Genomic DNA, 23,983 nt, shown 5'->3' with positions numbered 1-23,983 from the left:
TGCCTGTGCAACAAAAAACCCCTCGTGCCGTGAGGCAAGCGAGGGGAGCGCGCCGGGTGCGGTCGCTGGGTGTTCCGGACCTTTCCGGTGACCACCTAGCTTCAGCCGACGCGCTTTCCAAGTACGAGAATTCGGGTGCGCATGGCATTGACCCTCCCCCCGGCACGCACCGACTGTCAAGTGGGTGGGACGGGAGTCTCATTATGTGAGCGGAGGGCTGTTCCACCCCTCAGAACAACGGGCACACCACTCGTATACACCCCCGCGCCGCCACCGCCCGCGAACACGGGCTCGGCCGGGCCGTTGGGCACCGGAAAATGTCCGGAAGAGAGCGCCCTGCGCAGTCGGTACTCGTCCAGCGGTCCGGAGAACGCCATGCCCTGGCCGTGGGTGCAGCCCATCGCGCGCAGGGCGACGACCTGTTCCGGAAGGTCCACCCCGTCGGCCACGGACTGCAGCCCCAGATCGGTGGCGATCCGCAGCAGGCCGCTGGTGATCTTGTGCAACCGGGCGGACTCGACGACTCCCTCGACAAGACTCCTGTCGAGCCGCAGTACGTCGACGGGGAGCCGCCGGAGCGCCGTGATCGCCGCGTAGCCGCTGCCGAAGCCGTCCAGGGCGATCCGCACACCCAGGCGCCTGAGCGCGTTCAGCCGGCGCTCCAGCTCGTCCAGGGAGACGCGGGGGTCGGTGTCGGACAGCTCGACGATCAGACCGCCCGAGGCGAGCCCGTGCCGGGTGAGCAGGGACTCCACGGAGCCCAGCGGCATCGACCGGTCCAGCAGACGCCGGGCCGTCATCCTGACCGCGACCGGCACCGCGACGCCCGCGGCGGTCCGCTCGGCCGCCTGCTCGACGGCCTCGTCGAGCATCCAGCGGCCCAGTTCGGCGGTCCTGTCGCTGTCCTCGGCGACGCGCAGGAACTCGGCGGGCGTGAAGAGCACTCCCTGGGAGGAACGCCAGCGCGCCTGCGCGGTGACCGAGGCGATCCGGCCGTTCTCCAGCGACACCACGGGCTGGTGCAGCAGGGCGAACTCGCCGTCCTGGAGCGCGGAGCGCAGCCGGGTCGCCAGTTCCGCCTTGCGGACCACGTCCTGCTGCATCTGGGGTGCGTACAGCTCGACACGGCCCTTTCCGGCCGCCTTGGCGCGGTACATGGCGAGGTCGGCGTTGCGCAGCAACTCCCCCGCACCCAGGCCGGGTTCGGCGAAGCCGACTCCGATGGACGCGGCGACCCGGACATCGTTGCCGTCGATGCAGTACGGCTGGGAGAGCCTGATCCGCAGACGGTCGGCGAGTTCCAGTATCTGCTGCTCACGGGCGGTACGGTCGCGGCCGCCGTCGCCGACGATGAGGGCCGCGAACTCGTCTCCGCCCAGCCGGGCGGCGGTGTCGCCGTGCCGCACCGAGTCCTGGAGTCTGCGGGCGGCCTGGACGAGCAGTTCGTCGCCGGCCTGGTGCCCGATCGTGTCGTTGACGGCCTTGAAGCCGTCGAGGTCGATGAAGAGGACGGCGGTACCCCGGTCGGAGGAGCGGCGTCCGGACAGGGCCTGCTGGACGCGCCGGGTGAACAGCGCGCGGTTGGGCAGGTCGGTGAGCGGGTCGTGTTCGGCGTTGTGCTGCAACTGCGCCTGGAGCCGCACCCGTTCGGTCACGTCACGGCTGTTGAAGATGAGGCCGCCGTGGTGCCGGTTGACGGTGGACTCCACGTTGAGCCAGCCGCCGTCCCCGGACCGGAAACGGCACTCGATGCGGGTGGTGGGCTCCTCGGCGTGACTGGCCGCGAGGAACCGCCGCACTTCGTGGACCACGCAGCCGAGGTCCTCGGGGTGGATGAGGGAGGCGAGCTCGGAGCCGACGAGTTCCTCGGCGTCGCGGCCGTAGACCCCGGCGGCGGCCGGGCTGACGTACCTCAGGATGCCGTTCGGAGCGGCGATCATGATGACGTCGCTGGAGCCCTGCACCAGGGAGCGGAAGTGGTTCTCCTTCTGGGCCAGCTCCTGGGTGAGGGTGATGTTGTCGAGCAGCATGATGCCCTGGCGCACCACGAGGGCGAGCACGACGAGGCCGGCGGTGACGAGCACCACGCGGTCCACATTGCGCCCGTTCAGGATGTTGTAGAGGATCCCCAACGTGCAGACGGCGGCGGCCAGATAGGGCGTCAGCGCGGCCAGGGAACCGCTGATGGGACGCGTCGCCGGGTATCGGCGCTGCCCCGGACCCTGGGGGTTCCCGTGTGCCTGCCCGCCCGGCTGTCGCTCGTACGGATGTTCCTCCGGCCCGTGCTCCCCCTGACGCCCGCGGGACCCGGGACCCTGCGGACCCCCCGGTGATCCGTGCGACGCCCGAGGCTCCTGGGGTTCGTGCGGCGCGTGGCTCCCCGGGGGGCCGTGCCGGCCCTCCTGGCGCTGTCCGGGGATGTGCTCGTGCACCACGCGCGCGTGCCCGTCCGATCCCTGCTCGTCGGTGTCCGGGTCGGAGTGCCCGTGCCGGGTGACGACCCAGGGGGCGTACGCGAGAAGCAGCGAGCCGGCGAACCAGCCCGCGTCGAGGAGCTGACCCGAGCGGTAGTTGTTGTGCAGGAGGGGCGAGGTGAACAGGGCGTCGCACATGACGGTCAGGGCGAGCGCCCCGATCGCGGTGTTCACCGCCGACCTGTTCACCGACGATCGGCGGAAGTGCAGCGCGAGCACCATGCTGACCAGCGCGATGTCCAGCAGCGGGTACGCCAGCGACAGCGCGGTGTGCGCGACGCTCGGCCCGTCGAACTTCGCGGCCTGGGCGAGCGCCAGGCTCCAGGACAGCGTGAGCAGCGAGCCGCCGATCAGCCAGGCGTCCAGCGCGAGGCACACCCAACCCGCCTTGGTGACGGGCCTCTTGGCGAGCACCAGCAGTCCCACGATGGCGGGCGGCGCGAAGCAGAGGAAGAACAGATCGGCGTAACTCGGGCTGGGGACAGGGCGGTCGAGGACGACCTCGTACCACCCCCAGACCAGATTCCCGAGCGAGGCCATCACCGAGGAGAGCGCGAAGAGCAGCCACGCGGGTCGAAAGCGGCTGCGGCGATGACGGGCGTAGAGGAAGCAGGACACCGCCGCGGTGCCCGCCGCGACGCTCAGACCGAAGTCGCCCATGACCAACGCGAGACTCACGGAGCCCCAGCCGAGCGCGGAACCGACGGCGTATCCCGCGCACACCAGGGCCAGCACGAGTTGCGAGAACAGGCCCGTCCCGCCGTCGAAGACCGGCCGACGGGTCAGCAGCGCCCCTGGGGAGCTCACCGGGCCCACCCGGTCCGTACCCCGGGGTCCCGCTGATCCCGGTGCGCCGGGTGCGCATGCCTCCGGCGGCCTCCGTGCCTGCGGTGGTGATGGCCGCCGTGGCCGCGTCTGTGCGTGGTCGCGCGCCAGGGCCGTCGGCGGCGGCCCCGCCGCGTCGGATCGTTGGTCCATAGGCCGTGCATCGCCCGTCGCCCCCCTCGCAGTCTCAATGTCCGTCCCCGGCGCCGAACGGTGCGCGGCGCAGCCCCTGTCGGGACGATACACCAGTCTCGTCACTCAGGGACATAGTTCCTCTACGCTCCGTGACGACCAGGGACTATGCCGGTACCGCCCGCATTCGGGGAACTGCGGAGGGTGCCCGAAGCGGACGGAGAGCGAACGGGGCGTTGCTCAAGTGCCGGTGGTAAGGACCACGTTCCGCAGCGGCTCGCGGTTCACGAAGAGAGTCAGCTGGTCCGCCAGCAGCCGCTTGGCGCGCGGCCAGAACGCCGAGGTGGGGCCGCCGACATGGGGGCTGATGAGCACGCCGGGCGCGTGCCACAACGGGTGTCCCTGGGGCAGCGGTTCAGGGTCGGTGACGTCGAGGGCCGCGGTGATGCGCCCGCTCTCCAGCTCGGCGAGGAGCGCCTTGGTGTCGACGACGGGGCCGCGGGCCACGTTCACGAGGAGCGCACCGTCCTTCATCCGGGACAGGAAGTCGGCGTTCACCAGGCCACGGGTGCTCTCCGTGAGCGGCGTGGACAGCACGACGATGTCGAATTCGGGGAGCAGGGAAGGCAGTTCCGTGAGGGGGCGCACGGGACCGCGCTCCGTGGCGCGAGCGGAGCGCGCGACGCGCTCCACCCGCGCGAGCTCGAACGGCGCGAGCCGGTCCTCGATGGCGGACCCGATCGACCCGTAGCCCACGATGAGGACGGACTTGTCGGCCAGCGAGGGACGGAACCCCGAGCGCCACTCCTCCTTGTCCTGGCCCCGCACGAAGTCGGGGATCCCGCGCAGCGAGGCGAGGACCAGGGCGAGGGTGAGCTCTCCCGTGCTCGCCTCGTGCACCCCGCGTGCGTTGCACAACACCACGCCGGGACGAAGGGACTTGACACTCGGCAGGACGTGGTCGACGCCGGCGGAGAGCGTCTGCACGACCCGGACCGACGTCATTTCGGACATCGGACGCTGCGAGACGGCGGGCGGCTTCATGTACGGCACGACGTAGAACGCGCAGTCGGCCGGATCCGCGGGAAACTCCTGGTCGCCGTCCCAGAAGCGGTAGTTGAGGCCTTCGGGGAGTCCGTCGATCTCGTCGGCGTGAAAGGGAAGCCACACATCGGAAGTCATGGTCAGGAGGCTATGCCAGGTGCCCATGCGCGCAGAGGTTAGGTTGGGGTGCCAGCACGAGGAGGATTACGGCCAGGTGGAGCGCAGAACGATCGGGGCCGCGGCACTCGATGTCGGGGCGGTCGGGCTCGGATGCATGCCGATGAGCTGGGCCTACACCGGGTCGCGGCAGCGCGGCGAGGAGTCGCTGCGAGCGGTGCACGCGGCGCTCGACCGGGGCTCGACGCTGCTCGACACGGCCGACATGTACGGCCCCTTCACCAATGAACTGCTCCTTGGGCGGGTGCTCAAGGAGCGGCGCTCCGAGGCCTTCGTGTCGACCAAGGTCGGCCTGCTGGTGGGCGACCAGCACATTGTGGCCAACGGCCGCCCCGGCTATGTGAAGCGCGCGTGCGACGCTTCGCTGCGCCGGCTCCAGACGGACGTGATCGATCTCTATCAGCTGCACCGCGCGGACCCGGAGGTACCGGTCGAGGAGACCTGGGGCGCGATGGCCGAACTCGTCTCGGCCGGGAAGGTGCGCTCGCTCGGGCTGTGCGCGGTGGGCGCCCGGTCCGCCCGCCGCTCGGGGGCGCGGCTGCACGACGGAACGATCCGGCAGCTGGAGCGGGTGCAGCAGGTCTTCCCGGTGAGCGCCGTGCAGGCCGAGCTGTCGGTGTGGTCGACGGAGGCGCTGGACGCGCTGCTGCCGTGGTGTGCGGCGCGCGGCGTCGGGTTCCTCGCCGCGATGCCGCTCGGCAACGGCTTCCTGACCGGCACGCTGACCCCCGGCGAGGGCTTCGAGCCCGACGACGTGCGGGCCCGCCATCCCCGTTTCACCGCCGAGATGATGGCCGCGAACCAGCCCGTCGTCGTGGGTCTGCGGCGCATCGCCCGGCGTCACGGGGGCGGCGGCCGTCCCGTCACGCCCGCGCAGGTGGCGCTCGCGTGGGTCCTGGCGCAGGGGCCGCACGTGGTTCCGGTGCCGGGGGCCAAGCGGGAGCGCTGGGTCACCGAGAACGCGGGGGCGGCCGGCCTGCGGCTGACGGCGGAGGACCTCGCGGAGGTGGCGGGGCTGCCGGGGGCGCTGGGATCCTGGGACTGAGCGGCTGTTCCGTGCCGCCGCTTCCGGATCCCGGTGCGGATTGCCCGTCCGTGATCGGGAACCCGTGGAACGCGAGCGGTGTATGAACTGTAGGACCGCCGCGTCGAAGGGACACTGATGGTGCAGGTTCGAGCAGTGACAGCCGTGTTGGCGACGGCAGCGCTTCTGATGACGGCAGGCTGTTCCTCCGGCGACGAAGGGGGCTCGGACGGCTCGGGCGCGTTCCCGGGCCTCGGGAGTACGCCGCCGCAGTCGTCGTCCTCCCGGAGCGCCTCCCCCGAGGAGACACCGCCCGCGAAGGGCTCGGTGAAGGTCCTGCGCACCGTCACCGAGGATCTGGACTCCCCCTGGGGCCTCGCACCGCTGCCCGAGGGCGGACTGCTGGTCTCCTCGCGCGACAAGGGGACGATCACCCGGATCGACGAGAAGACCGGCAAGAAGACCGTACTGGGCGAGGTCCCCGGGGTGGCAGCCGCCGGCGAGGGCGGCCTCCTGGGCATCGCGCTCTCCCCCGGCTACGCCTCCGACCACATGATCTACGCCTATCTGACCACGGCCTCCGACAACCGCATCGTCCGCATGCTGTACGACGAGCGGAAGCCGTCCGGCGAGCAGCTGGGCGCACCGGACACGATATTCCGGGGCATCCCCAAGGGAATGATCCACAACGGCGGCCGGATCGCGTTCGGCCCGGACAAGATGCTGTACGCGGGAGCGGGCGAGACGGGTGACCGGGGTCAGGCGCAGGACAAGAAGGCGCTGGGCGGCAAGATCCTGCGGATGACGCCGGAGGGCGAGCCCGCGCCCGGCAATCCGTTCGACGACTCGGTCGTGTACTCGTACGGGCATCGCAATGTCCAGGGCCTCGCCTGGGACGACAAACAGCGGCTGTGGGCCTCCGAGTTCGGCCAGGACACCTGGGACGAGCTGAACCAGATCAAGCCGGGCGACAACTACGGCTGGCCGGTGGTGGAAGGCATCGGCGACAACGCCAAGTACCACGACCCGGTCGCCCAGTGGCACACCGACGACGCCTCTCCGAGCGGGATCGCGTACGCCGAGGGGTCCCTGTGGATGGCAGGGCTCAAGGGCGAGCGGCTGTGGCGCATCCCGTTGAACGGCACCAAGACGTCCGCGGACCCCGAGGCCTTCCTGAAGGGCAAGTACGGCCGCCTCCGCACGGTCGTCTCCGCGGGCGGCGACAGACTCTGGCTGACCACGAGCGAGACCGACGGCCGCGGCAGCCCCACGAAGGGCGACGACCTGCTTCTGGAAGTGCAGGTGAAGTAGAGGAGAGGGGACAGAGCGCTACGGGGCCTTCGGGGCTCCGGGGCCTGCGTCGGCCCAGGGTCCGATCCCGGCTCCGGCTGGGTATCCGATGCGGGCTAGGTTTCGGGCTCGGGATCGACGCGGGGATTCGGCTCCAGCTCGGGATCGGGCTGGGGCTCGGGATCGGGATCGACGCCGGAATCCGGTTCGGGCTCAGGGTCGAGGTGGGAATCCGGTTCGGGCTCCGGCTGATGAGCAGGCCGGTGCTCCTGGCCCGGTACCCGTACGACCACCTTGCCCGAGGCGAGGTCTATCGGGCCGCGGCCAGGGTCTCCGTCGTTCACGTCCACGCGGGACAGTTCCAGCCGCTTGCGTTCGTCGTTCGTGTGCTTGCGGCCTGGCGCGAAGAGCTCCTCGAACATGTTGAACACGACGCCTCCCCTCTTCCCGGGATCCTCGCAGCGTAGACCTCAGCCCGCCGCCCGGGCAGCGGGTGTCTCGGGCGGGAAGAGCCGCAGCCTGTGGGCCAGGGCCGCCGCCTCCCCCCGTCCTGAGACGTCCAGCTTGGCCAGAATGTTCGAGACATGGACGCTGGCCGTCTTCGGGGAGATGAAGAGCTCCTCGGCGATCTGGCGGTTGCTGCGGCCGGCCGCGACGAGGCGCAGGACGTCGCGCTCACGGCTGGTGAGGCCGAGTGCGACCGCGGGGTCGGCGGATGCGGCACCGGACCGTTCGGGGGCGTGCTCCAGCGTGAGGCGTGCGCGCTGGGCGAGCAGGGCGACGGCGTCGGCGAGCGGGCGGGCGCCGAGGTGGTCGGCGGCGGCGCGGGCCAGCCGGAGGAGTTCCGTGGCGCGGACGCGCTCGTCGTCGTCCGCCCCGGTGAGGAGCAGGGCCTCGGCGAGGCGGAGGCGGACCCGGGCGAGGTCGTAGGGGCGCTCCAGTGGTTCGAGGTCGCTGACCACCTCGAACCACTGGTCCGGGGTGCTCACGCCCTCGGCCCGCTGGAGTTCGGCGCGGACCCAGTCGGCGTGGGCGACCCAGATGGGCGCTCCCGTGGCCAGGGTCTTCGCGGCCGTGCGGATGCGCTCCAGGGCCCGGGCGCGGCCGGGTCCGGCGACGGGGAGACCGCGGGCGTCGGCCTCCGCGGTGGCGGCGGCCAGGAGCAGCGGCCAGGCGTAGCGCTGGGTGCCGGGCGGGAAGCCCGCGTCCAGGGCCTGCTCCAGGGCGCTGCGGGCGTCGAGGAGGCGGCCCTCGCCGGCGGCGAGGCCGATGGTGGTGCCCAGCAGCGGCAGGGAATGCTGGGGCATCGGATCGTGGGTGCCGAAGTGGCCCCGTGCGGCGGCCAGTTGACGTCCCGTCTCGATGAGGTCGCCGCGGGCGAGGGCGACGGGCGCGAGGCGGGCCGCGCCCACGCCGGAGGACTTGCCGCTGAGTCCGATGCCCAGCGCGTTGCGCGCGGCTTCGACGGCGTCGTCCCACTGGCCGAGCGCGAACAGCGATTCGGAGAGGTTGCCCCAGACCCAGGCCTGGGTGTCCAGAAGGCCGTTCCTGCAGGCGAGTTCGACGCCGTCGCGCAGGATCGCGACGGCCTCGCGGGAGCGGCCGACCGACTCCAGATGGGAGGGCAGGTTGATGTGCAGACGGCCCACGACGTAGGCGGCGCCCTTCCGGTTCGCCTGTTCCCTGACCTGGTACATCTCCGCGAGCCCCGCCTCGACGTCCCCCGCGTCGACCATCAGGCCGCCGAGGGTGAGCCGGGCGTTCAGCTCCGTGTCCCGGGCGCCCACCATGTGCGCGTACTCCACGGCGCGCTCGGCCGCGGAGAGGGCGCCGTGGCCCGGTTCGTGGAGCATGCACCAGGCGGCGACCATGGACAGGACCTCGGCGTGCACCTCGGAGGGCGGCAGACCGCGCACCAGGTCCTGTGCGGTGGCGAGTTCCTTCCAGCCGTCGCCGCGGACCTGGGCCTGGACGAGCCGGGAGCGCTGGATCCAGAACCACGCGGCACGCAGCGGGTCGCCCTCGTCCTCCAGGAGATGCAGCGCCCGCTTGGTCGTCTTCAGGGCGCGCTCACGCTCCCCGCAGAGCCGGCCGGCGACGGCGGCCTCGGCCATCAGGTCGAGGTAGTGCAGGGGCGCGGTCTCGGGGTCGCAGCCGACCGGAGGATAGGCCTCCACGTAGTCGATGGGGCGCAGTTCGGCCCGTACGGCGTCGGGGGCCACCTCCCAGAGCTCCATCGCCCGCTCCAGAAGCCGCAGTTGCTCGGAGTGGGCGTGCCGGCGGCGGGCTTCGACGGAGGCGTCGAGGACCGCGGGCAGGGCCTTGGCGGCGTCGTGGGCGTGGTACCAGTAGCTGGCCAGGCGGGTCACGCGCTCGTCGGCCGCTACGAGTGCCGGGTCGGCTTCCAGGGCCTCGGCGTAGCGGCGGTTGAAGCGGGAGCGCTCACCGGGCAGCAGGTCGTCACTGACCGCCTCGCGGACCAGGGAGTGGCGGAAGCGGTAGCCGTCGCCGCCGGGCGAGGCGAGCAGGATGTTGGCGCCGACGCAGGCCCGCAGTGCCTCGATGAGGTCGTCCTCGGCGAGCCGTGCCACGGCGGCGAGCAGGGGGTACTCGACGGTGCAGCCGCCCTCGGCGACGATCCGGGCGACCCGCTGGGCGCTCTCCGGCAGCCCTTCGACGCGGACGAGGAGCAGGTCGCGCAGGGAGTCCGTGAGCCCCGTACGACTGCCTTCGTGGGCGGCGACGGCGAGTTCCTCGACGAAGAACGCGTTGCCGTCGGAGCGGGCGAAGATCTCGTCGACCTGGGCGGGGTCGGGCTCGCGGGCGAGGATTCCGGCGATCTGACGGCCGACCTCGGCCCGGCTGAAACGGCCCAGGTCGATGCGTCGGACCGTGCGGAGGCGGTCGAGTTCGGCGAGCAGCGGGCGCAGCGGGTGGCGGCGGTGGATGTCGTCGGCGCGATAGGTGGCGATCACCACGAGACGGCCGGTGCGGAGCGTACGGAAGAGGTAGGCGAGCAGATGACGGGTGGAGGCGTCGGCCCAGTGCAGGTCTTCGAGGACGACCACGACCGTGCGGTCCGCCGCGATCCGTTCGAGGAGGCGGGCGGTGAGCTCGAAGAGGCGGGCCATGCCCTCTTCCTCGTACTGCCGTCCCCGGGTCGTCTCCGCGAGCTCCGGCAGCAGGCGGGCGAGTTCCTCCTCCTGTCCGGCGGCCGCGGCGGCGAGCTCGTCGGGGAGGGTGCGGCGCAGGGCGCGCAGGGCGGTGGAGAACGGTGCGAAGGGGAGGCCGTCGGCGCCGATCTCGACGCAGCCGCCGCAGGCGACGACGGCGCCCTCGCGGGCGGCGGCGGTGGCGAACTCCTCCAGGAGACGGGTCTTCCCGACTCCGGCCTCGCCACCGAGCAGCAACGCCTGTGGTTCTCCCTCGGCGGCACGGGAGAGCGCGCCGCTCAGCACTCCGAGTTCGTCGGCGCGTCCGACGAACACCGGGCTGACGGACCTGGTCTCCACGGGCCCGAGCATGGCACAGGGGTCCGACAGTGCGGCACCGGTTATCGGGAGGGCGATCAGTGCCCCGTCGGCCGGCCGGCCGACGGGAAGGAGGCGGCCGCCCCCCGGACGGCCGCCTTCCCGCACAGCCTGTGGACGGCCGACTGCCGTGCGGCCGTCCACAGGTGCCCCGGCGCTCACGCGACGCGGGCGAACCGGTGCCGGCGGGGGCGGTGGCTATGGGCCTGCCCCTCCGTGTCGTCGTGCGCCGACCGGCGGGAGTCCGTGCGCCGGGCCGCTCGGCGGCCGCGCAGGGCCTCCTTGACGAGCCGGTAGTTCTGGGCCTCACGGATGAGTTCCGCGGACCGGATCTGCTGAAGCTCGTACTCGAACATCTCGTACCCCTCGTGAAGAGTCGGTTTCGGCCTCGCTCGGTGCGATGCCTCAACCTTCGTCTCCAAGGGGGGTGCGCCACATCGGGAGAGTTCCGCATCTTGCGCACGCGAAGGGCCTTAGGGCGGCGGCAAGGTACTTACGCCGGCCCTAAGGCCCCTCAGAGTCGTCGGGATTCAGCTGGTGGAGGGCAGTCCGAGGATGAGGTCGGAGTACTTGGCGACGGCGAGGACCAGACCCACGACGCCGAGCGAGACGCCCGCCCAGGCGACCGACTTGATCCAGGCGGCCTGCGGCTTGCCGGGGACACCGAACGCGGGCCGGACGAGGACGACGACGCCGACGATCAGCGCGGCCAGCGCGAAGAGGCCGCCGATCAGCGCGGTGGTCGCCCAGGCATCGCCGTAGACCTCCTTGACCTGCGTGGCGACGCTCGCGTTCGACGAGGTCTGGAGCTGGCCGACCAGGGTCTCGCGCGCGGCGGCGACGGTGGCGACCCAGCTGCCGGTCAGCGACACCACACCGAGTCCGGCGGACACCACGGCGGCGGCACCCTGGCCGACACCGGCGGCCTGACCGGCCTCGGCGGTGTCGTCGCCGTCCGCGGGGGCCTCGTCGTCCTCGTCCTGCTCGTCGTCCGGCTCCGTGGCGTAGGCCTCGGTCTCGGTGCCGTCGTCCGCGGACGTCCCGGTCTTGGTGATGTCCACCGTCTGCTCGTCGCGCTTCGCCTCGGAGCCGGTCTCGGCTCCGGCCTCGTCAACTGTCTTGGTTCCCATGACCCGCACCGTACGGACGCTCTCTGAGAGGTTCCTTAATGGTCCTTGTGAGCGGCACGCTCGCGTGCCGCACGCCACTCGGGCGCGAGTACGGACCACACTTCGAGGTCGTGCCGGACCCCGCGATAGGGGTGCTTCTCCCGGAGCACGCCGTCCTGGCTCATGCCGAGCCGCCGGGCCACGTTCAGGCTCGGGACGTTCCCCGCCGCGGCGACCCACTCCACGCGGTGGATTCCGCGGTGCTCGACGGCCCAGTCGATGAGCACCCGCATCGCGCGCGTGACCAGACCGCGCCCGGAGGCGGCGGGTTCCAGCCAGCAGCCGACCTCGCAGTTGGCGTCCTCCGCGTCGAAGTTCAGGAAGAGCACCCCGCCGACGAGCTTCCCGTCCAGCCACAGTCCGTGCAGGGACCCGGTGTCGGCGGCGCGCATGTCGGCGTACCTCTGGAGGTGTGCCCGCGCGGACGGCACGTCCGTGGACTGGGACCCGAAGGGGATGAACTGTCCGATGAACTCGCGCCCCCGGTCCAGGTGCGCGAGGAACTCCTCGGCGTGCCACGGCTCCAGCGGCCGCAGTTCCGCTCCGTCGTCACCCAGAGATATCGCGTACATCCCTCTACCGCTCCTTCGCCAGTACGTCCGCCACCTCGGCGTTCGCCGCGTCCGCGCCGTCCAGGACGTCCGCCGCCTCGGCGTCCGTCGCCTCGGCCAGCCTCTCATGCGCGGCACGGCACTCGGGCGGTTCGATGCTGATGCGCGGCAGCCGCCGGTCGAGCCAGCCGGGCAGCCACCAGTTGGCGCCGCCGAGCAGGTGCATGAGGGCGGGGACCAGCAGCGTCCGCAGGATGAAGGCGTCGAGGGCGACGGCGGCGGCGAGGGCGATGCCGAACATCGCGATGACCCGGTCGCCGCTGAGCACGAAGGCGAGGAAGACCGAGATCATGATGACCGCGGCAGAGTTGATCACCCGGCTGGTCTCGGCGAGACCGACCCGCACGGCTCGCCGGTTGTCACCGGTCTCCAGCCACTCCTCGTACATCCGGCTGACCAGGAACACCTGGTAGTCCATCGAGAGCCCGAAGAGCACGGACACCATGATCACGGGCAGGAAGGGCTCGATCGGGCCCGCGCGGCCGAGGCCGAGCAGTTCGCTCCCCCAGCCCCACTGGAAGATCGCGACGACGACTCCGAAGGCGGCGGCCACGGCGGCGATGTTCATCACCGCGGCCTTGAGGGGGATGCCGATCGAACGGAACGCGAGCAGCAGCAGGACGCAGCCGAGGCTGATCACGACGCCGACGAAGAGCGGGAGCTTGCCGACGATGACGTCCGCGAAGTCGTCGTAGCTCGCCGTCACCCCGCCGACCTGCACATCGATGGCCGTGCCCGACTCGGCGCGCGGCAGGACGTCGGTGCGCAGCCGGTCGACGAGGTCGCTGGTCTTCTGGGACTGCGGCGCGGAGGCCGGGACGACGGTGAGGAAGGCGGTGTCACCGGCGGAGTTGTACGTCACCGGGGCCGCCGAGGCGACGCCCTCGGTGGCCCGGAGCGTGGCGTCCAGGTTGTCCAGGGCGAGCCGGTCCTCGGCGCCGCCGACCTTGGTGACGAGGGTCAGGGGCCCGTTCACGCCGGGTCCGAAGCCCTCCCCGATGAGGTCGTAGGCCTGCCGTGTGGTCGCCGCCTTCGGGTCGTTGCCCTGGTCGGAGGTGCCGAGGTGGAGCGAGAACGTGGGCAGGGCGAGCAGCGCCATCACGACGACGGCCACGGCACCGAGCAGCTTGGGGTGGCGTTCCACGAAGGCGGACCAGCGGGCGGCGAACCCGGTGGCCACTTCCGGCGCGGGTCCGTGCTCCTCCAGTCGCCGCCGCTCCCGGCGGCTCAGAGCGCGGGGACCGATGAAGGAGAGCAGCGCGGGCAGCAGGGTCACGGAGGCCGCGACGGTGAGGACGACGGTCAGGGAGGCCGCGATCGCGACGCCGTTGAGGAAGCCGAGCCGCAGGATGAGCATGCCGAGCAGGGCGATGCAGACGGTGGCGCCGGCGAAGACCACCGCCCGTCCGGTGGTGGCGACGGCGTTCTGCGCCGCCTCGGCCACCGGCAGCCCGCGTTTGAGGCCGCGACGGTGCCGGGTCACGATGAACAGCGCGTAGTCGATGCCGACGCCGAGCCCGACCAGCATGCCGAGCATGGGGGCGAAGTCGGCGACGGTCATGGCGTGGCCGAGGAGCACGATTCCGGCGTACGCCGTGCCCACGCCGATCAGGGCGGTGGCGATGGGCAGCATGGAGGCGGCGAGGGAGCCGAACGCAAGGAAGAGGACCACGGCGGCGACGGCCACACCGACGATCTCGGCGACGTGGCCGCCGGACGATTTGGTGAGGGAGACGGCGGTGCCGCCCAGCTCCACGTCGAGCCCCTTGGCCTCGGCGGCCTTCGCCGTGTCGACGACGGCCTGGACCTCGCCCTTGTCGAGGTTCTCGGCCCGGTCGGCGAAGGTGACGGTCGCGTACGCCGTCCGGCCGTCCGCGCTGATCCCCTCCGTCCCGTGGCGCTGGTACGGGCTGTCGACGGAGGCCACTCCGGGGAGCTTCTCGATCTTGTCCAGGGCGCGGGTCATCGACTGCTCGACGTCCGCGGAGCGCACCGTGCCGGGGCTGGTGTGCCAGACAACGGTGTCGCTGTCGCCGCCGAGGCCGGGGAAACCGTCCGCCAGGAGCTGGGTGGCGCGGCCCGATTCGGTGCCCGGGGCCTCGTAGTCGTTCGAGTAGGCGGAGCCCGTCACGACGGCGGCGGCGCTCACACCGCCGAAGGCCGCGAGCCAGAGCAGAACGGCGACGAGGCGGTGCTGGACACACCAACGTGCGAGGGCTGCCACGGACGAGCTCCCTGGGGGATTTGTGGATCTTTATCGGGAACTGCCCGCAAAGAACGCATGACTAATGCGTCATCACTCTTACAGCAGGAAGTGATCATTTGTCGCATTCGTGGGCTTACTCACAGGACTGCGACTCACCTCACAGGACATTCCCTTGGACTCTGTCGCCCCGCCCGTCATCGCTCAGTCGAACTGGTCACCCACAGCCATGACCATCACGCCCGCGATCATCAGCCACAGGGCGCGCCGGGTGCGGCCCCGGGCCCCCAGGACCGACGCGACGGCGCACACGGCGGCCCCGAAGGCATAGGAGACGGGTATGAGGGCGGTCCCGGAACCGGTGGAGCGCAGCGCCGACGCCGCGAGCCCCGCGACGGTCAGCAGCGCTCCCGACCCGACCGCCGTCCAGCGGGCCCGCCGGACCTCTTGATCCAGTCCCTCGTCCTCGTCGTGGCCCTCGTCGCCGTCCTCGCTCTGGACCTGACCCTCGCCCGGGTCCTCGTCCTGGTCCCGGTCCACGCCCTGGTCATGGTCCTGGTGCCGGTCCTGGTGATCGCGCGTCTCGGAGTCAGTGGTTCCACTCATGGCGCGGGAGCGTAGCGCGTGCGCCTGAGAGCGCCGACACAGACCCCAGGGGGTGCATCGGTTGCGATGCACCCCCTGGGATGTGGGAAAACCCGGACCTCAGCCTTCGCCGACGCCCAGCTTCTCCAGGATGAGCTCCTTGACGCGAGCCGCGTCGGCCTGGCCGCGGGTGGCCTTCATGACCGCGCCGACGAGCGCGCCGACGGCCTGGACCTTGCCGCCGCGGATCTTGTCGGCGACGCCCGGGTTCCCGGCGATGGCCTCGTCGACGGCGGCGGTCAGCGCACCCTCGTCCGAGACGACCTTCAGGCCGCGCTTGTCGACGACCTCGTCCGGGGTGCCCTCGCCGGCGAGGACGCCTTCGATGACCTGACGGGCGAGCTTGTCGTTCAGATCGCCCGCGGTGACCAGCTCGGCCACCCGGGCGACCTGCGCCGGGGTGATCGGCAGGTCCTCCAGGGCCTTGCCCGACTCGTTGGCGCTGCGCGCCAGCTCGCCCATCCACCACTTGCGGGCGGAGGCGGAGTCGGCACCGGCCTCGATCGTGGCGACGATCGAGTCGATGGCACCGGCGTTGAGGATCGACTGCATGTCGTGGGCGTTCACGCCCCACTCCTCACGCAGCCGGTTGCGGCGGGCCAGCGGCTGCTCGGGCAGTCCGGCGCGCAGCTCCTCTACCCACTCACGGGACGGGGCGACGGGGACGAGGTCGGGCTCCGGGAAGTACCGGTAGTCCTCGGCCTCCTCCTTCACGCGGCCCGAGGTCGTGGACCCGGTGTCCTCGTGGAAGTGGCGGGTCTCCTGGATGATCGTGCCGCCGGAGTTCAGCACCGCGGCGTGGCGCTGGATCTCGAAGCGGGCGGCACGCTCGACGGAACGCAGGGAGTTGACGTTCTTCGTCTCGGAGCGCGTGCCGAACTTCTCACGGCCGTGCGGGCGCAGCGACAGGTTCACGTCGCAGCGCATCTGACCCTGCTCCATACGGGCTTCGGAGACACCGAGCGCCTTGATGAGCTCGCGCAGCTCGGCGACGTACGCCTTGGCGACCTCGGGAGCACGCTCGCCCGCGCCCTCGATCGGCTTGGTGACGATCTCGATGAGGGGGATGCCCGCCCGGTTGTAGTCGAGCAGCGAGTGCGAGGCGCCGTGGATACGGCCGGTGGCACCGCCGACGTGCAGCGACTTACCGGTGTCCTCCTCCATGTGGGCGCGCTCGATCTCCACGCGGAAGACCTCGCCGTCCTCCAGCTGGACGTCCAGATAGCCGTTGAAGGCGATCGGCTCGTCGTACTGGGAGGTCTGGAAGTTCTTCGGCATGTCCGGATAGAAGTAGTTCTTCCGGGCGAAGCGGCACCATTCGGCGATCTCGCAGTGCAGCGCGAGGCCGATCTTGATGGCGGACTCGACACCGGTCGCGTTGACGACCGGGAGGGCGCCGGGCATGCCGAGGCAGGTCGGGCAGGTCTGCGAGTTGGGCTCGGCGCCCAGCTCGGTCGAACAGCCGCAGAACATCTTCGTCTTGGTGCCGAGTTCGACATGGACCTCGAGGCCCATGACGGGGTCGTAGGAAGCGAGTGCGTCCTCGTACGACACCAGGTCGATCGTGGTGGTCACGGTGAAAACTTCCCTCTCAGCCCAGCAGGACGTCGTCGTCGCCCAGGCGCTTGAGCTCCCGGTAGAGGATGGCGAGGCCGGTGACGATGGCGGCGGCGGACACGGCCGCGTCGATGAGGCGCAGCGTGTCGTGTTCGTTGCGGGCCTTCTTGACCTGCTTCGCGACACCGAACGCACCGAATGCCGTGCCCGCGATGGACAGATACGTGCCGGACTTGGACTTCTTGAAACCCTTGGCCTTGGACATTGCCTTGCTCACAGCGACGGAGCCTCCTCAAGCAGCGGGTGCCCCCACTTTTCCACGAAGGCGGCCTCGACGGCGGCGCCGACCTTGTACAGACGGTCGTCCTTCAGGGCCGGGGCGATGATCTGCAGACCGACCGGGAGGTTGTCCTCCGGCGCGAGACCGCAGGGCAGCGACATGGCGGAGTTGCCGGCCAGGTTGGTCGGGATGGTGCACAGGTCCGCGAGGTACATCGCCATCGGGTCGTCGGCGCGCTCGCCGATCGGGAAGGCGGTGGTGGGCGTGGTCGGGGAGACGATCACGTCGACCTGCTCGAACGCCTTCTCGAAGTCACGCGTGATGAGCGTACGGACCTTCTGGGCGCTGCCGTAGTACGCGTCGTAGTAGCCGGAGCTGAGCGCGTACGTGCCGAGCATGATGCGGCGCTTGACCTCGGGGCCGAAGCCGGCCTCACGGGTGAGGGCGGTGACCTCCTCGGCGGAGTGCGTGCCGTCGTCACCCGTACGGAGGCCGTAGCGCAGGCCGTCGAAGCGGGCGAGGTTGCTCGAGCACTCGGACGGGGCGATCAGGTAGTACGCGGAGAGCGCCAGGTCGAAGGACGGGCAGTCCAGCTCGACGATCTCGGCGCCGAGCTCCTTGAGCACGGCGACGGCCTCGTCGAAGCGCTGCACGACACCGGCCTGGTAGCCCTCGCCGCGGAACTGCTTGACGACACCGACCCGCATGCCCGTGACGCTGCCGTTGCGGGCTGCCTCGACGACCGGCGGGACCGGCGCGTCGATGGAGGTCGAGTCGAGCGGGTCGTGCCCGGCGATGACCTCGTGCAGCAGGGCGGCGTCGAGGACCGTACGGGCGCAGGGGCCGCCCTGGTCGAGGGAGCTGGAGAACGCCACCATGCCGAAGCGGGAGACCGCGCCGTACGTCGGCTTGACGCCGACCGTGCCGGTGACGGCCGCCGGCTGGCGGATGGAGCCGCCGGTGTCGGTGCCGATCGCGAGGGGCGCCTGGTAGGAGGCGAGAGCCGCGGAGGAGCCGCCGCCCGAGCCGCCGGGGATGCGGGTGAGGTCCCACGGGTTGCCGGTCGGACCGTACGCGCTGTTCTCGGTGGAGGACCCCATGGCGAACTCGTCCATGTTGGTCTTGCCGAGGATGACGACGTCGGCGGCCTTCAGCCGCTTGGTGAGGGTCGCGTCGTACGGCGGGATCCAGCCTTCGAGGATCTTGGAACCGACCGTGGTCGGGATGCCCTCGGTGGTGAAGATGTCCTTGAGCGCGAGGGGCACACCGGCGAGCGGGCCGAGCTTCTCGCCGGCCTCCCGCTTGGCGTCCACGGCGCGCGCCTGGGCGAGGGCGCCCTCACGGTCGACGTGCAGGAAGGCGTGCACCTTCTCGTCGACGGCCTCGATCCGGGCGAGGTGGGCCTCGGTGACCTCGACGGCGGTCAGCTCGCCCGCCGCGATCTTCTCGGCGATCTCGGCCGCGGTGAGCTTGATGATGTTGACGTTGGTGTCCGTCATGGTGATTAGTCCTCCCCCAGGATCTGCGGCACCTTGAAACGCCGCTGCTCCTGGGCCGGGGCGCCGGAGAGCGCCTGCTCGGGGGTGAGCGACGGACGGACCTCGTCCACGCGCATGACGTTCGTCAGCGGCAGCGGATGAGAGGTCGGCGGTACGTCTTGGTCGGCGACCTCGCTGACGCGGGCGACCGCGCCGATGATGTCGTCGAGCTGGCCGGCGAAGTGATCGAGCTCTTCGCCCTTCAGCTCCAGACGCGCCAGCCGTGCGAGGTGGGCGACCTCCTCGCGCGTGATGCCAGGCATGCAGCGATCCTCTGGGGTGAGTGTGTGTGGTTTGGCCCAATCCTATGGGGCTCGGGCCGATGCCCGCGCCCGGGTTTGCCGGTGGACACCCACAGCCCCGGGCAAACCGGCTCCCCGGCCTCCGGCCGGACGCCTCCCACCCAGGCACCACCCGTTCACCGTCTCCCGGCAAGCCGAGCCCTCCCGTTCGGCCGTCCCACCGTCGGCGGCGATCGGCCGACCGACTCCCCGGCCTCCGGCCGCCTGTCTCCCCCGCGCACCACCCGTGACTGTCTCCGGACAGGTGAGCTCTCCCCCGGGGCCTCTCGCCGTCGGCGTCCGCCGCGCCGGAGGGGCGCGGGAGGCCGCGTCTGCGGCCTGCCCCCTCCGCACCGCACGACGCCTCCCCACCGCACGACGCCTGCGGCGGGAAGGCACCAGAGTGGGCCGGTCCTGTCGGAAGACCGTCACGGGTGGTGCGTGGGTGGGTGGGTGGGTGGGAGGGAGGCATCCGGCCGCGGGCCGGACCAGAGCTACTCGGCGGCGGGAAGGGCGGCTCGCGGGCGCTGCCAGCCGCGGGACCCGCGGGCCAGCAGCCACGCCGTGGCCTCCTCCGGAGGCATCGCCGCGGCGACCAGCCACCCCTGGACCGCGTCGCAGCCCAGGTCACGCAGCCGCTCCCACGTCTCGTCGTCCTCGACGCCCTCCGCCACGACGAGAAGACCCAGCGAATGCGCGAGGTCGACGGTGCAGCGCACGATCTCGGCGTCCTCGGTGTCCACGGCGAGCCGTGCGACGAACGAACGGTCGATCTTCAGCTCGCTGACCGGGAGCCTGCGCAGATGGACCAGGGAGGAGTAGCCGGTGCCGAAGTCGTCCAGCGACATCTTCACGCCGTGCCCGGTGAGAGCTGCCAGGGTGTCGGCGGCGCGCTGGGGGTCCTCCAGGAGCACGTGCTCCGTTATCTCCAGTTGGAGCGCTCCCGCGGGGACTCCGTGACGGGCCAGACGCGCGGCGACGGATCCGGCGAACCCCGGTGTGTGCACGTCGCGCGGCGACACGTTCACCGCGACCGGCACGAAGAGGCCCTGGGCCCGCCAGCGCGCGACCTGCGCGAGGGCCGTCTCCAGGACGTACTCGGTGAGGTGCGGCATCAGCCCGGACGACTCGGCGATGGCGATGAACTCGTCCGGCGGTACCTTGCCGCGCTCGGGGTGCACCCAGCGGACCAGTGCCTCGAGTCCGGCCACCTGTCCGTCGAAGCGGACCTTGGGCTGGTAGTGCAGTTCGACGTCGCCGGCGTCCAGGGCCCGGCGCAGGTCGCCCAGCAGGCCGAGCCGGTCGGGGGTGTTGGAGTCCCGCTTGGACTCGTACACCTCCACGCCCGTGCGGTCCCGCTTCGCCTGGTACATCGCGACGTCCGCCCGACGCAGCAGCCCCTCCGCGTCGAGCGCGTGGTCGGGGAAGACGGCAAGCCCGGCGCTGGCCTCCAGGACGAGGGTGAGTCCGTCGAGGTCGAGCGGCGAGCCGAGGGCGGCGACCAGATTGCGGGCGACCCGCGTGGCCGACGTGGTGGAGTCCGCGACCGGCAGTAAGACGGCGAACTCGTCCCCGCCGAGCCGCGCGGCCTCCGCCCCGCGCGGCAGTGCGAGCCGCAGCCTGTCGGCTATCTGGAGGAGCAGGCGGTCACCGGCGAGATGCCCCAGTGTGTCGTTCACCGAACGGAAGCGGTCCAGGTCGATCAGCATCAGGGCGGAGCGTGCGCCGATGCGCTCGGCGTCGTCCAGGGCCGTCCAGGTGCGCTCCAGCAGCCACTGACGGTTGGGCAGCCCGGTCAGTGGGTCGCGCAGTTGCTCCTCGGCCCGTGCGCGGGCTATCCACAGGGTGGAGTCGAGGGCGATCAGCGGGATCGAGAACAGGGGCAGCAGCATCGGCTGGGCCATCGCGACGACGCAGACCAGCGGCGCGATGCCGAGCAGCGCCACGGCGACGAGCCCTTGTCTGACCAGGGCCGTACGGGCGACGGTGGGCAGGCCGCCGCCGCGCGGCGCGTGCAGGTACCAGAGCAGGGCGCGGGTGACGGCGAGATAGGCGCCCGCGACCAGGACCACTTGAGGGGCGGCGTAGAAGGTCCAGGTCTCGGGGTCCCAGGGCGTCTCGACGCTCGGGAACCGCCCGAACGACGCGAGGACCAGGGCTCCGGCGCCGATGCCGAGGATGTCGACCGCGCCGTGCAGTACGCCCTGCCGCCAGCGGTTGCGGCGGGCCATGCCGACCAGGACGACGACAGTCAGGCTGACCATGCCGGCGGGGACCCAGCCGTAGAGCAGCAGGACCGCGAGGGTGAGTGCCGCGCCGGAGCCTGTGCCGCCCCACCAGCGGGCGCGGCCGAGGGCGACCAGGTGGCCGACGATGATGCCGGTCAGCAGCGCCAGCGACCAGCCGACGGCGCCGCACGGGAAGAGGGCGTGGTGGCCGCTGAACGCCCGGTAGAAACCGGCGCCCAGGACGAACGCGGCGGTGACCACGACCGCCGACGGCAGTGCGGGCCAGGACATGTGGCGTTCGGAGTCCTGGCTGCCGGGCAGTCCGGTGCCTCGCTCGGCCGTGAGCCGGCCGACGCCGGCGAGGGTGGGAGCGGAGAGCGGTGCGGCACCGAGCCCGCTCGGGGCGGGGCGCTCCGAAGGCCGCCCCGTCCGCAGGCCTGCCAGCCACGCGCCGGTCATCCGGCGCAGGCGCGGCCGTGGTTCGGGGGCGGCGCTCTCGGTCGGTTCCATTCCCGTCCCTCTCACTGCCGGCGGTGCCCACGCCACGCGGTCCGTTGCCGGCGACAACTGCAAACGGTGCCGCGTCGAAAAACCGTTCCCCTGGCTCGTGCGGAGCAGGGGATGCGCCGACCGCAGCCGGGCACGGCAGGCGCACACCTCAACAGTAGGCCGCGGAAGGCTTCCACGGGCAGCGGTCGGCGACGGTTGCCCGAATGCGACCTGGCCACCCGTATGAAACTGATATGCGCCGAACGGGTGACCTTCAACCGCTATTCCTCGATCGGAAGCGCGACTTCCGCCGCGGCGTCCGGTCCTTGTCCGAGCAGGACGGCGAAGCCCTCCTCGTTGAGGACCGGAACCTTCAACTGCATCGCCTTGTCGTACTTCGAGCCAGGATTGTCGCCCACGACGACGAAGGATGTCTTCTTCGAAACAGAACCAGTCACTTTTGCTCCACGGCTCTGCAGCTCCTCCTTCGCGCCGTCCCGCGTGTGGTGTTCGAGTGTTCCCGTGACGACGACGGTCAGCCCTTCGAGCGGGCGGGGCCCCTCGTCCTCGCCTGCACCCTCGTCCTCCATCCGGACTCCGGCGGCCCTCCACTTGCGGATGATCTCGCGGTGCCAGTCCTCGGCGAACCACTCCTTGAGCGAGGCGGCGATGATCGGCCCTACGCCGTCGGTGGTGGCGAGCTCCTCCTCGGTGGCCTCCTCGATCCGCTCCACGGAGCGGAACTCGCGGGCCAGCGCCTCGGCCGCGACCGGGCCGACATGCCGGATGGACATTCCGTTGAGGAACCGCGCCAACGGGCGCTGCTTGGCGGCCTCGATGTTCTCCAGCAGGGAGAGGGTGTTCTTCTTGGGCTCGCCCTTCTGGTTGGCGAAGACCGTGACGACCTTCTCCTCGCCGGTCTTCGGGTCACGCTTCGGCAGACCGCTGTCCTGGTCGAGGACGTACGCCTTGATGGGCAGCAGCTTCTCCACCGTCAGGCCGAACAGGTCGCCCTCGTCGGCCAGGGGCGGGTCGGCCGGCTCCAGCGGGCGGGTGAGCGCGGCCGCCGCCACCTCGCCGAAGTGCTCGATGTCCAGGCATTCCCGGCCCGCGAGGTAGGAGACGCGCTCTCTCAACTGGGCCGGGCACGCGCGCGCGTTCGGGCAGCGCAGGTCGACGTCGCCCTCCTTCATGGGCCGCAGCGCCGTCCCGCACTCGGGGCACTCGGCCGGCATCACGAACTCCCGCTCGCTGCCGTCGCGCAGGTCGGCGACCGGGCCGAGGATCTCCGGGATGACGTCACCGGCCTTGCGCAGCACCACCGTGTCCCCGATGAGGACGCCCTTGGCCTTCACCACGTCCTGGTTGTGCAGGGTGGCGAACTCGACCTCGGAGCCCGCGACCGTGACCGGCTCGACCTGCGCGTACGGCGTGACCCGGCCCGTACGGCCCACGCCGACGCGGATGTTGACGAGCTTGGTGTTGACCTCTTCGGGCGCGTACTTCCAGGCGATCGCCCAGCGCGGTGCGCGCGCGGTGGAGCCGAGCCGGCCCTGGAGGGGGATCTCGTCGAGCTTGACGACCACGCCGTCGATCTCGTGCTCCACGGCGTGGCGGTTCTCCCCGTAGTAGGCGATGAACTCCCGTACGCCGTCGAGGTCGTCGACCACCTTGGCGTACCGCGTGGTCGGCAGCCCCCACGTGTGCAGCAGGCCGTAGGCCTCGGAGAGACGGCCGAGGCCCTCGAAGCCCTCCAGGGCACCGATGCCGTGGACGACCATGTGGAGCGGCAGCGTCGCCGTGACCTCGGGATCCTTCTGGCGCAGCGAACCGGCGGCGGAGTTCCGGGGGTTGGCGTACGGCTTCTCCCCCGCCGCCACGCGACGTGCGTTGAGGCCCTCGAACGCCTCCATCGGGAAATAGACCTCGCCGCGGATCTCGACGAGCGCAGGGACGTGATCGCCCTTCAGGCGGTGCGGAATCTCCGCGATCGTCATGACATTGGGGGTGATGTCCTCGCCCGTCCGGCCCGTGCCCCGGGTGGCCGCGCGGGTGAGCCTGCCGTCCTCGTACGTCAGGTTCACGGCGAGGCCGTCGACCTTGAGCTCGCACAGGAAGTGGTAGCCGGACGAGCCCACGTCCTTGGCCACCCGGGCGGCCCAGGCGGCGAGCCCCGCGTCGTCGAAGACGTTGTCGAGGGAGAGCATGCGCTCGCGGTGCTCGACCTCGTCGAGGTCGGTCTCGTACTCGACGGCGACCTTCTGGGTCGGCGAGTCCGGTGTGCGCAGCTCGGGGTACTCGTCCTCCAGGGCCTCCAGGGAGCGCAGGAGCGTGTCGAACTCCGCGTCGCTGATGACGGGAGCGTCCTTCGCGTAGTACCGGACGCGGTGCTCCTCGATCTGCTCGGCGAGCTGCGCGTGCCTCTCCCGTGCCTCGGCGGGTACCGATGTGGGCTCTGCGTGCTTTTCGCCGGCCACCGTTGTGTC

At 71.3% G+C, this 23,983-nt stretch carries 17 protein-coding genes; 2 read left to right on the top strand and 15 right to left on the bottom strand.

Annotation, left to right across the window (positions count from 1 at the left end):
• Positions 1-176: 176 nt before the first annotated feature.
• A complete protein-coding gene (locus tag OG788_RS31160; RefSeq protein ID WP_406374608.1) occupies positions 177-3,281 on the bottom strand; it encodes an EAL domain-containing protein in 3,105 nt (1,034 codons plus the stop codon).
• A gap of 390 nt (positions 3,282-3,671) precedes the next feature.
• Positions 3,672-4,613, bottom strand: coding sequence for a 2-hydroxyacid dehydrogenase (locus tag OG788_RS31155; RefSeq protein WP_351541758.1), 942 nt, complete (start codon positions 4,611-4,613; stop codon positions 3,672-3,674).
• Positions 4,614-4,689: 76 nt separating this feature from the next.
• Here OG788_RS31155 and OG788_RS31150 point away from each other — a divergent pair, with 76 nt between their 5' ends.
• Together OG788_RS31150 and OG788_RS31145 are read left to right on the top strand one after the other, a co-directional pair.
• A complete protein-coding gene (locus OG788_RS31150) occupies positions 4,690-5,697 on the top strand; it encodes an aldo/keto reductase (protein WP_266763059.1) in 1,008 nt (335 codons plus the stop codon).
• 117 nt (positions 5,698-5,814) lie between these two features.
• The gene (locus OG788_RS31145) at positions 5,815-6,987 is read left to right on the top strand and encodes a PQQ-dependent sugar dehydrogenase (protein ID WP_406374607.1); all 1,173 of its coding nucleotides are present in this window, start codon (positions 5,815-5,817) and stop codon (positions 6,985-6,987) included.
• Positions 6,988-7,082: 95 nt separating this feature from the next.
• Here the strand turns inward: OG788_RS31145 and OG788_RS31140 are convergent, their stop codons facing one another.
• From OG788_RS31140 to ligA, 13 genes are all read right to left on the bottom strand, one after another.
• Entirely contained in the window at positions 7,083-7,388 is a 306-nt protein-coding gene (locus OG788_RS31140; protein ID WP_406376893.1) for a DUF6191 domain-containing protein, read from the bottom strand.
• Positions 7,389-7,436: 48 nt separating this feature from the next.
• Positions 7,437-10,490: an AAA family ATPase gene (locus tag OG788_RS31135; protein ID WP_406374606.1), complete on the bottom strand. Its 3,054-nt coding sequence runs from the start codon at positions 10,488-10,490 to the stop codon at positions 7,437-7,439.
• Between the two features lie 164 nt (positions 10,491-10,654).
• Positions 10,655-10,852, bottom strand: a complete 198-nt coding sequence (locus OG788_RS31130) for a hypothetical protein (protein ID WP_351541762.1) — start codon at positions 10,850-10,852, stop codon at positions 10,655-10,657.
• Between the two features lie 174 nt (positions 10,853-11,026).
• The gene (locus OG788_RS31125) at positions 11,027-11,626 is read right to left on the bottom strand and encodes a hypothetical protein (protein WP_406374605.1); all 600 of its coding nucleotides are present in this window, start codon (positions 11,624-11,626) and stop codon (positions 11,027-11,029) included.
• A 35-nt stretch (positions 11,627-11,661) separates the two neighbouring features.
• On the bottom strand, positions 11,662-12,237 hold the full coding sequence (locus OG788_RS31120; protein WP_351541764.1) for a GNAT family protein: 576 nt from the start codon (positions 12,235-12,237) through the stop codon (positions 11,662-11,664).
• 4 nt (positions 12,238-12,241) lie between these two features.
• Positions 12,242-14,500 (bottom strand): MMPL family transporter, encoded by a 2,259-nt coding sequence (locus OG788_RS31115; protein ID WP_406374604.1) that lies wholly within the window; start codon positions 14,498-14,500, stop codon positions 12,242-12,244.
• A gap of 183 nt (positions 14,501-14,683) precedes the next feature.
• The gene (locus OG788_RS31110) at positions 14,684-15,085 is read right to left on the bottom strand and encodes a hypothetical protein (RefSeq protein ID WP_406374603.1); all 402 of its coding nucleotides are present in this window, start codon (positions 15,083-15,085) and stop codon (positions 14,684-14,686) included.
• Between the two features lie 99 nt (positions 15,086-15,184).
• Positions 15,185-16,699: an Asp-tRNA(Asn)/Glu-tRNA(Gln) amidotransferase subunit GatB gene (gene gatB, locus OG788_RS31105; RefSeq protein WP_406374602.1), complete on the bottom strand. Its 1,515-nt coding sequence runs from the start codon at positions 16,697-16,699 to the stop codon at positions 15,185-15,187.
• 16 nt (positions 16,700-16,715) lie between these two features.
• The gene (locus OG788_RS31100; RefSeq protein ID WP_401337522.1) at positions 16,716-16,946 is read right to left on the bottom strand and encodes a hypothetical protein; all 231 of its coding nucleotides are present in this window, start codon (positions 16,944-16,946) and stop codon (positions 16,716-16,718) included.
• 8 nt (positions 16,947-16,954) lie between these two features.
• On the bottom strand, positions 16,955-18,460 hold the full coding sequence (gene gatA, locus OG788_RS31095) for an Asp-tRNA(Asn)/Glu-tRNA(Gln) amidotransferase subunit GatA (RefSeq protein WP_351541768.1): 1,506 nt from the start codon (positions 18,458-18,460) through the stop codon (positions 16,955-16,957).
• Positions 18,461-18,465: 5 nt separating this feature from the next.
• Positions 18,466-18,762, bottom strand: a complete 297-nt coding sequence (gene gatC, locus OG788_RS31090; protein WP_261705575.1) for an Asp-tRNA(Asn)/Glu-tRNA(Gln) amidotransferase subunit GatC — start codon at positions 18,760-18,762, stop codon at positions 18,466-18,468.
• 512 nt (positions 18,763-19,274) lie between these two features.
• Positions 19,275-21,518, bottom strand: coding sequence for a bifunctional diguanylate cyclase/phosphodiesterase (locus tag OG788_RS31085; protein WP_351541769.1), 2,244 nt, complete (start codon positions 21,516-21,518; stop codon positions 19,275-19,277).
• Positions 21,519-21,778: 260 nt separating this feature from the next.
• On the bottom strand, positions 21,779-23,974 hold the full coding sequence (gene ligA, locus OG788_RS31080; RefSeq protein WP_406374601.1) for an NAD-dependent DNA ligase LigA: 2,196 nt from the start codon (positions 23,972-23,974) through the stop codon (positions 21,779-21,781).
• Between the last annotated feature and the right edge of the window lie 9 nt (positions 23,975-23,983).

Source organism: Streptomyces sp. NBC_00647, from assembly GCF_045207245.1.
Taxonomy (GTDB): domain Bacteria; phylum Actinomycetota; class Actinomycetes; order Streptomycetales; family Streptomycetaceae; genus Streptomyces.
This window is presented reverse-complemented; position numbering and strand designations above follow the sequence as displayed.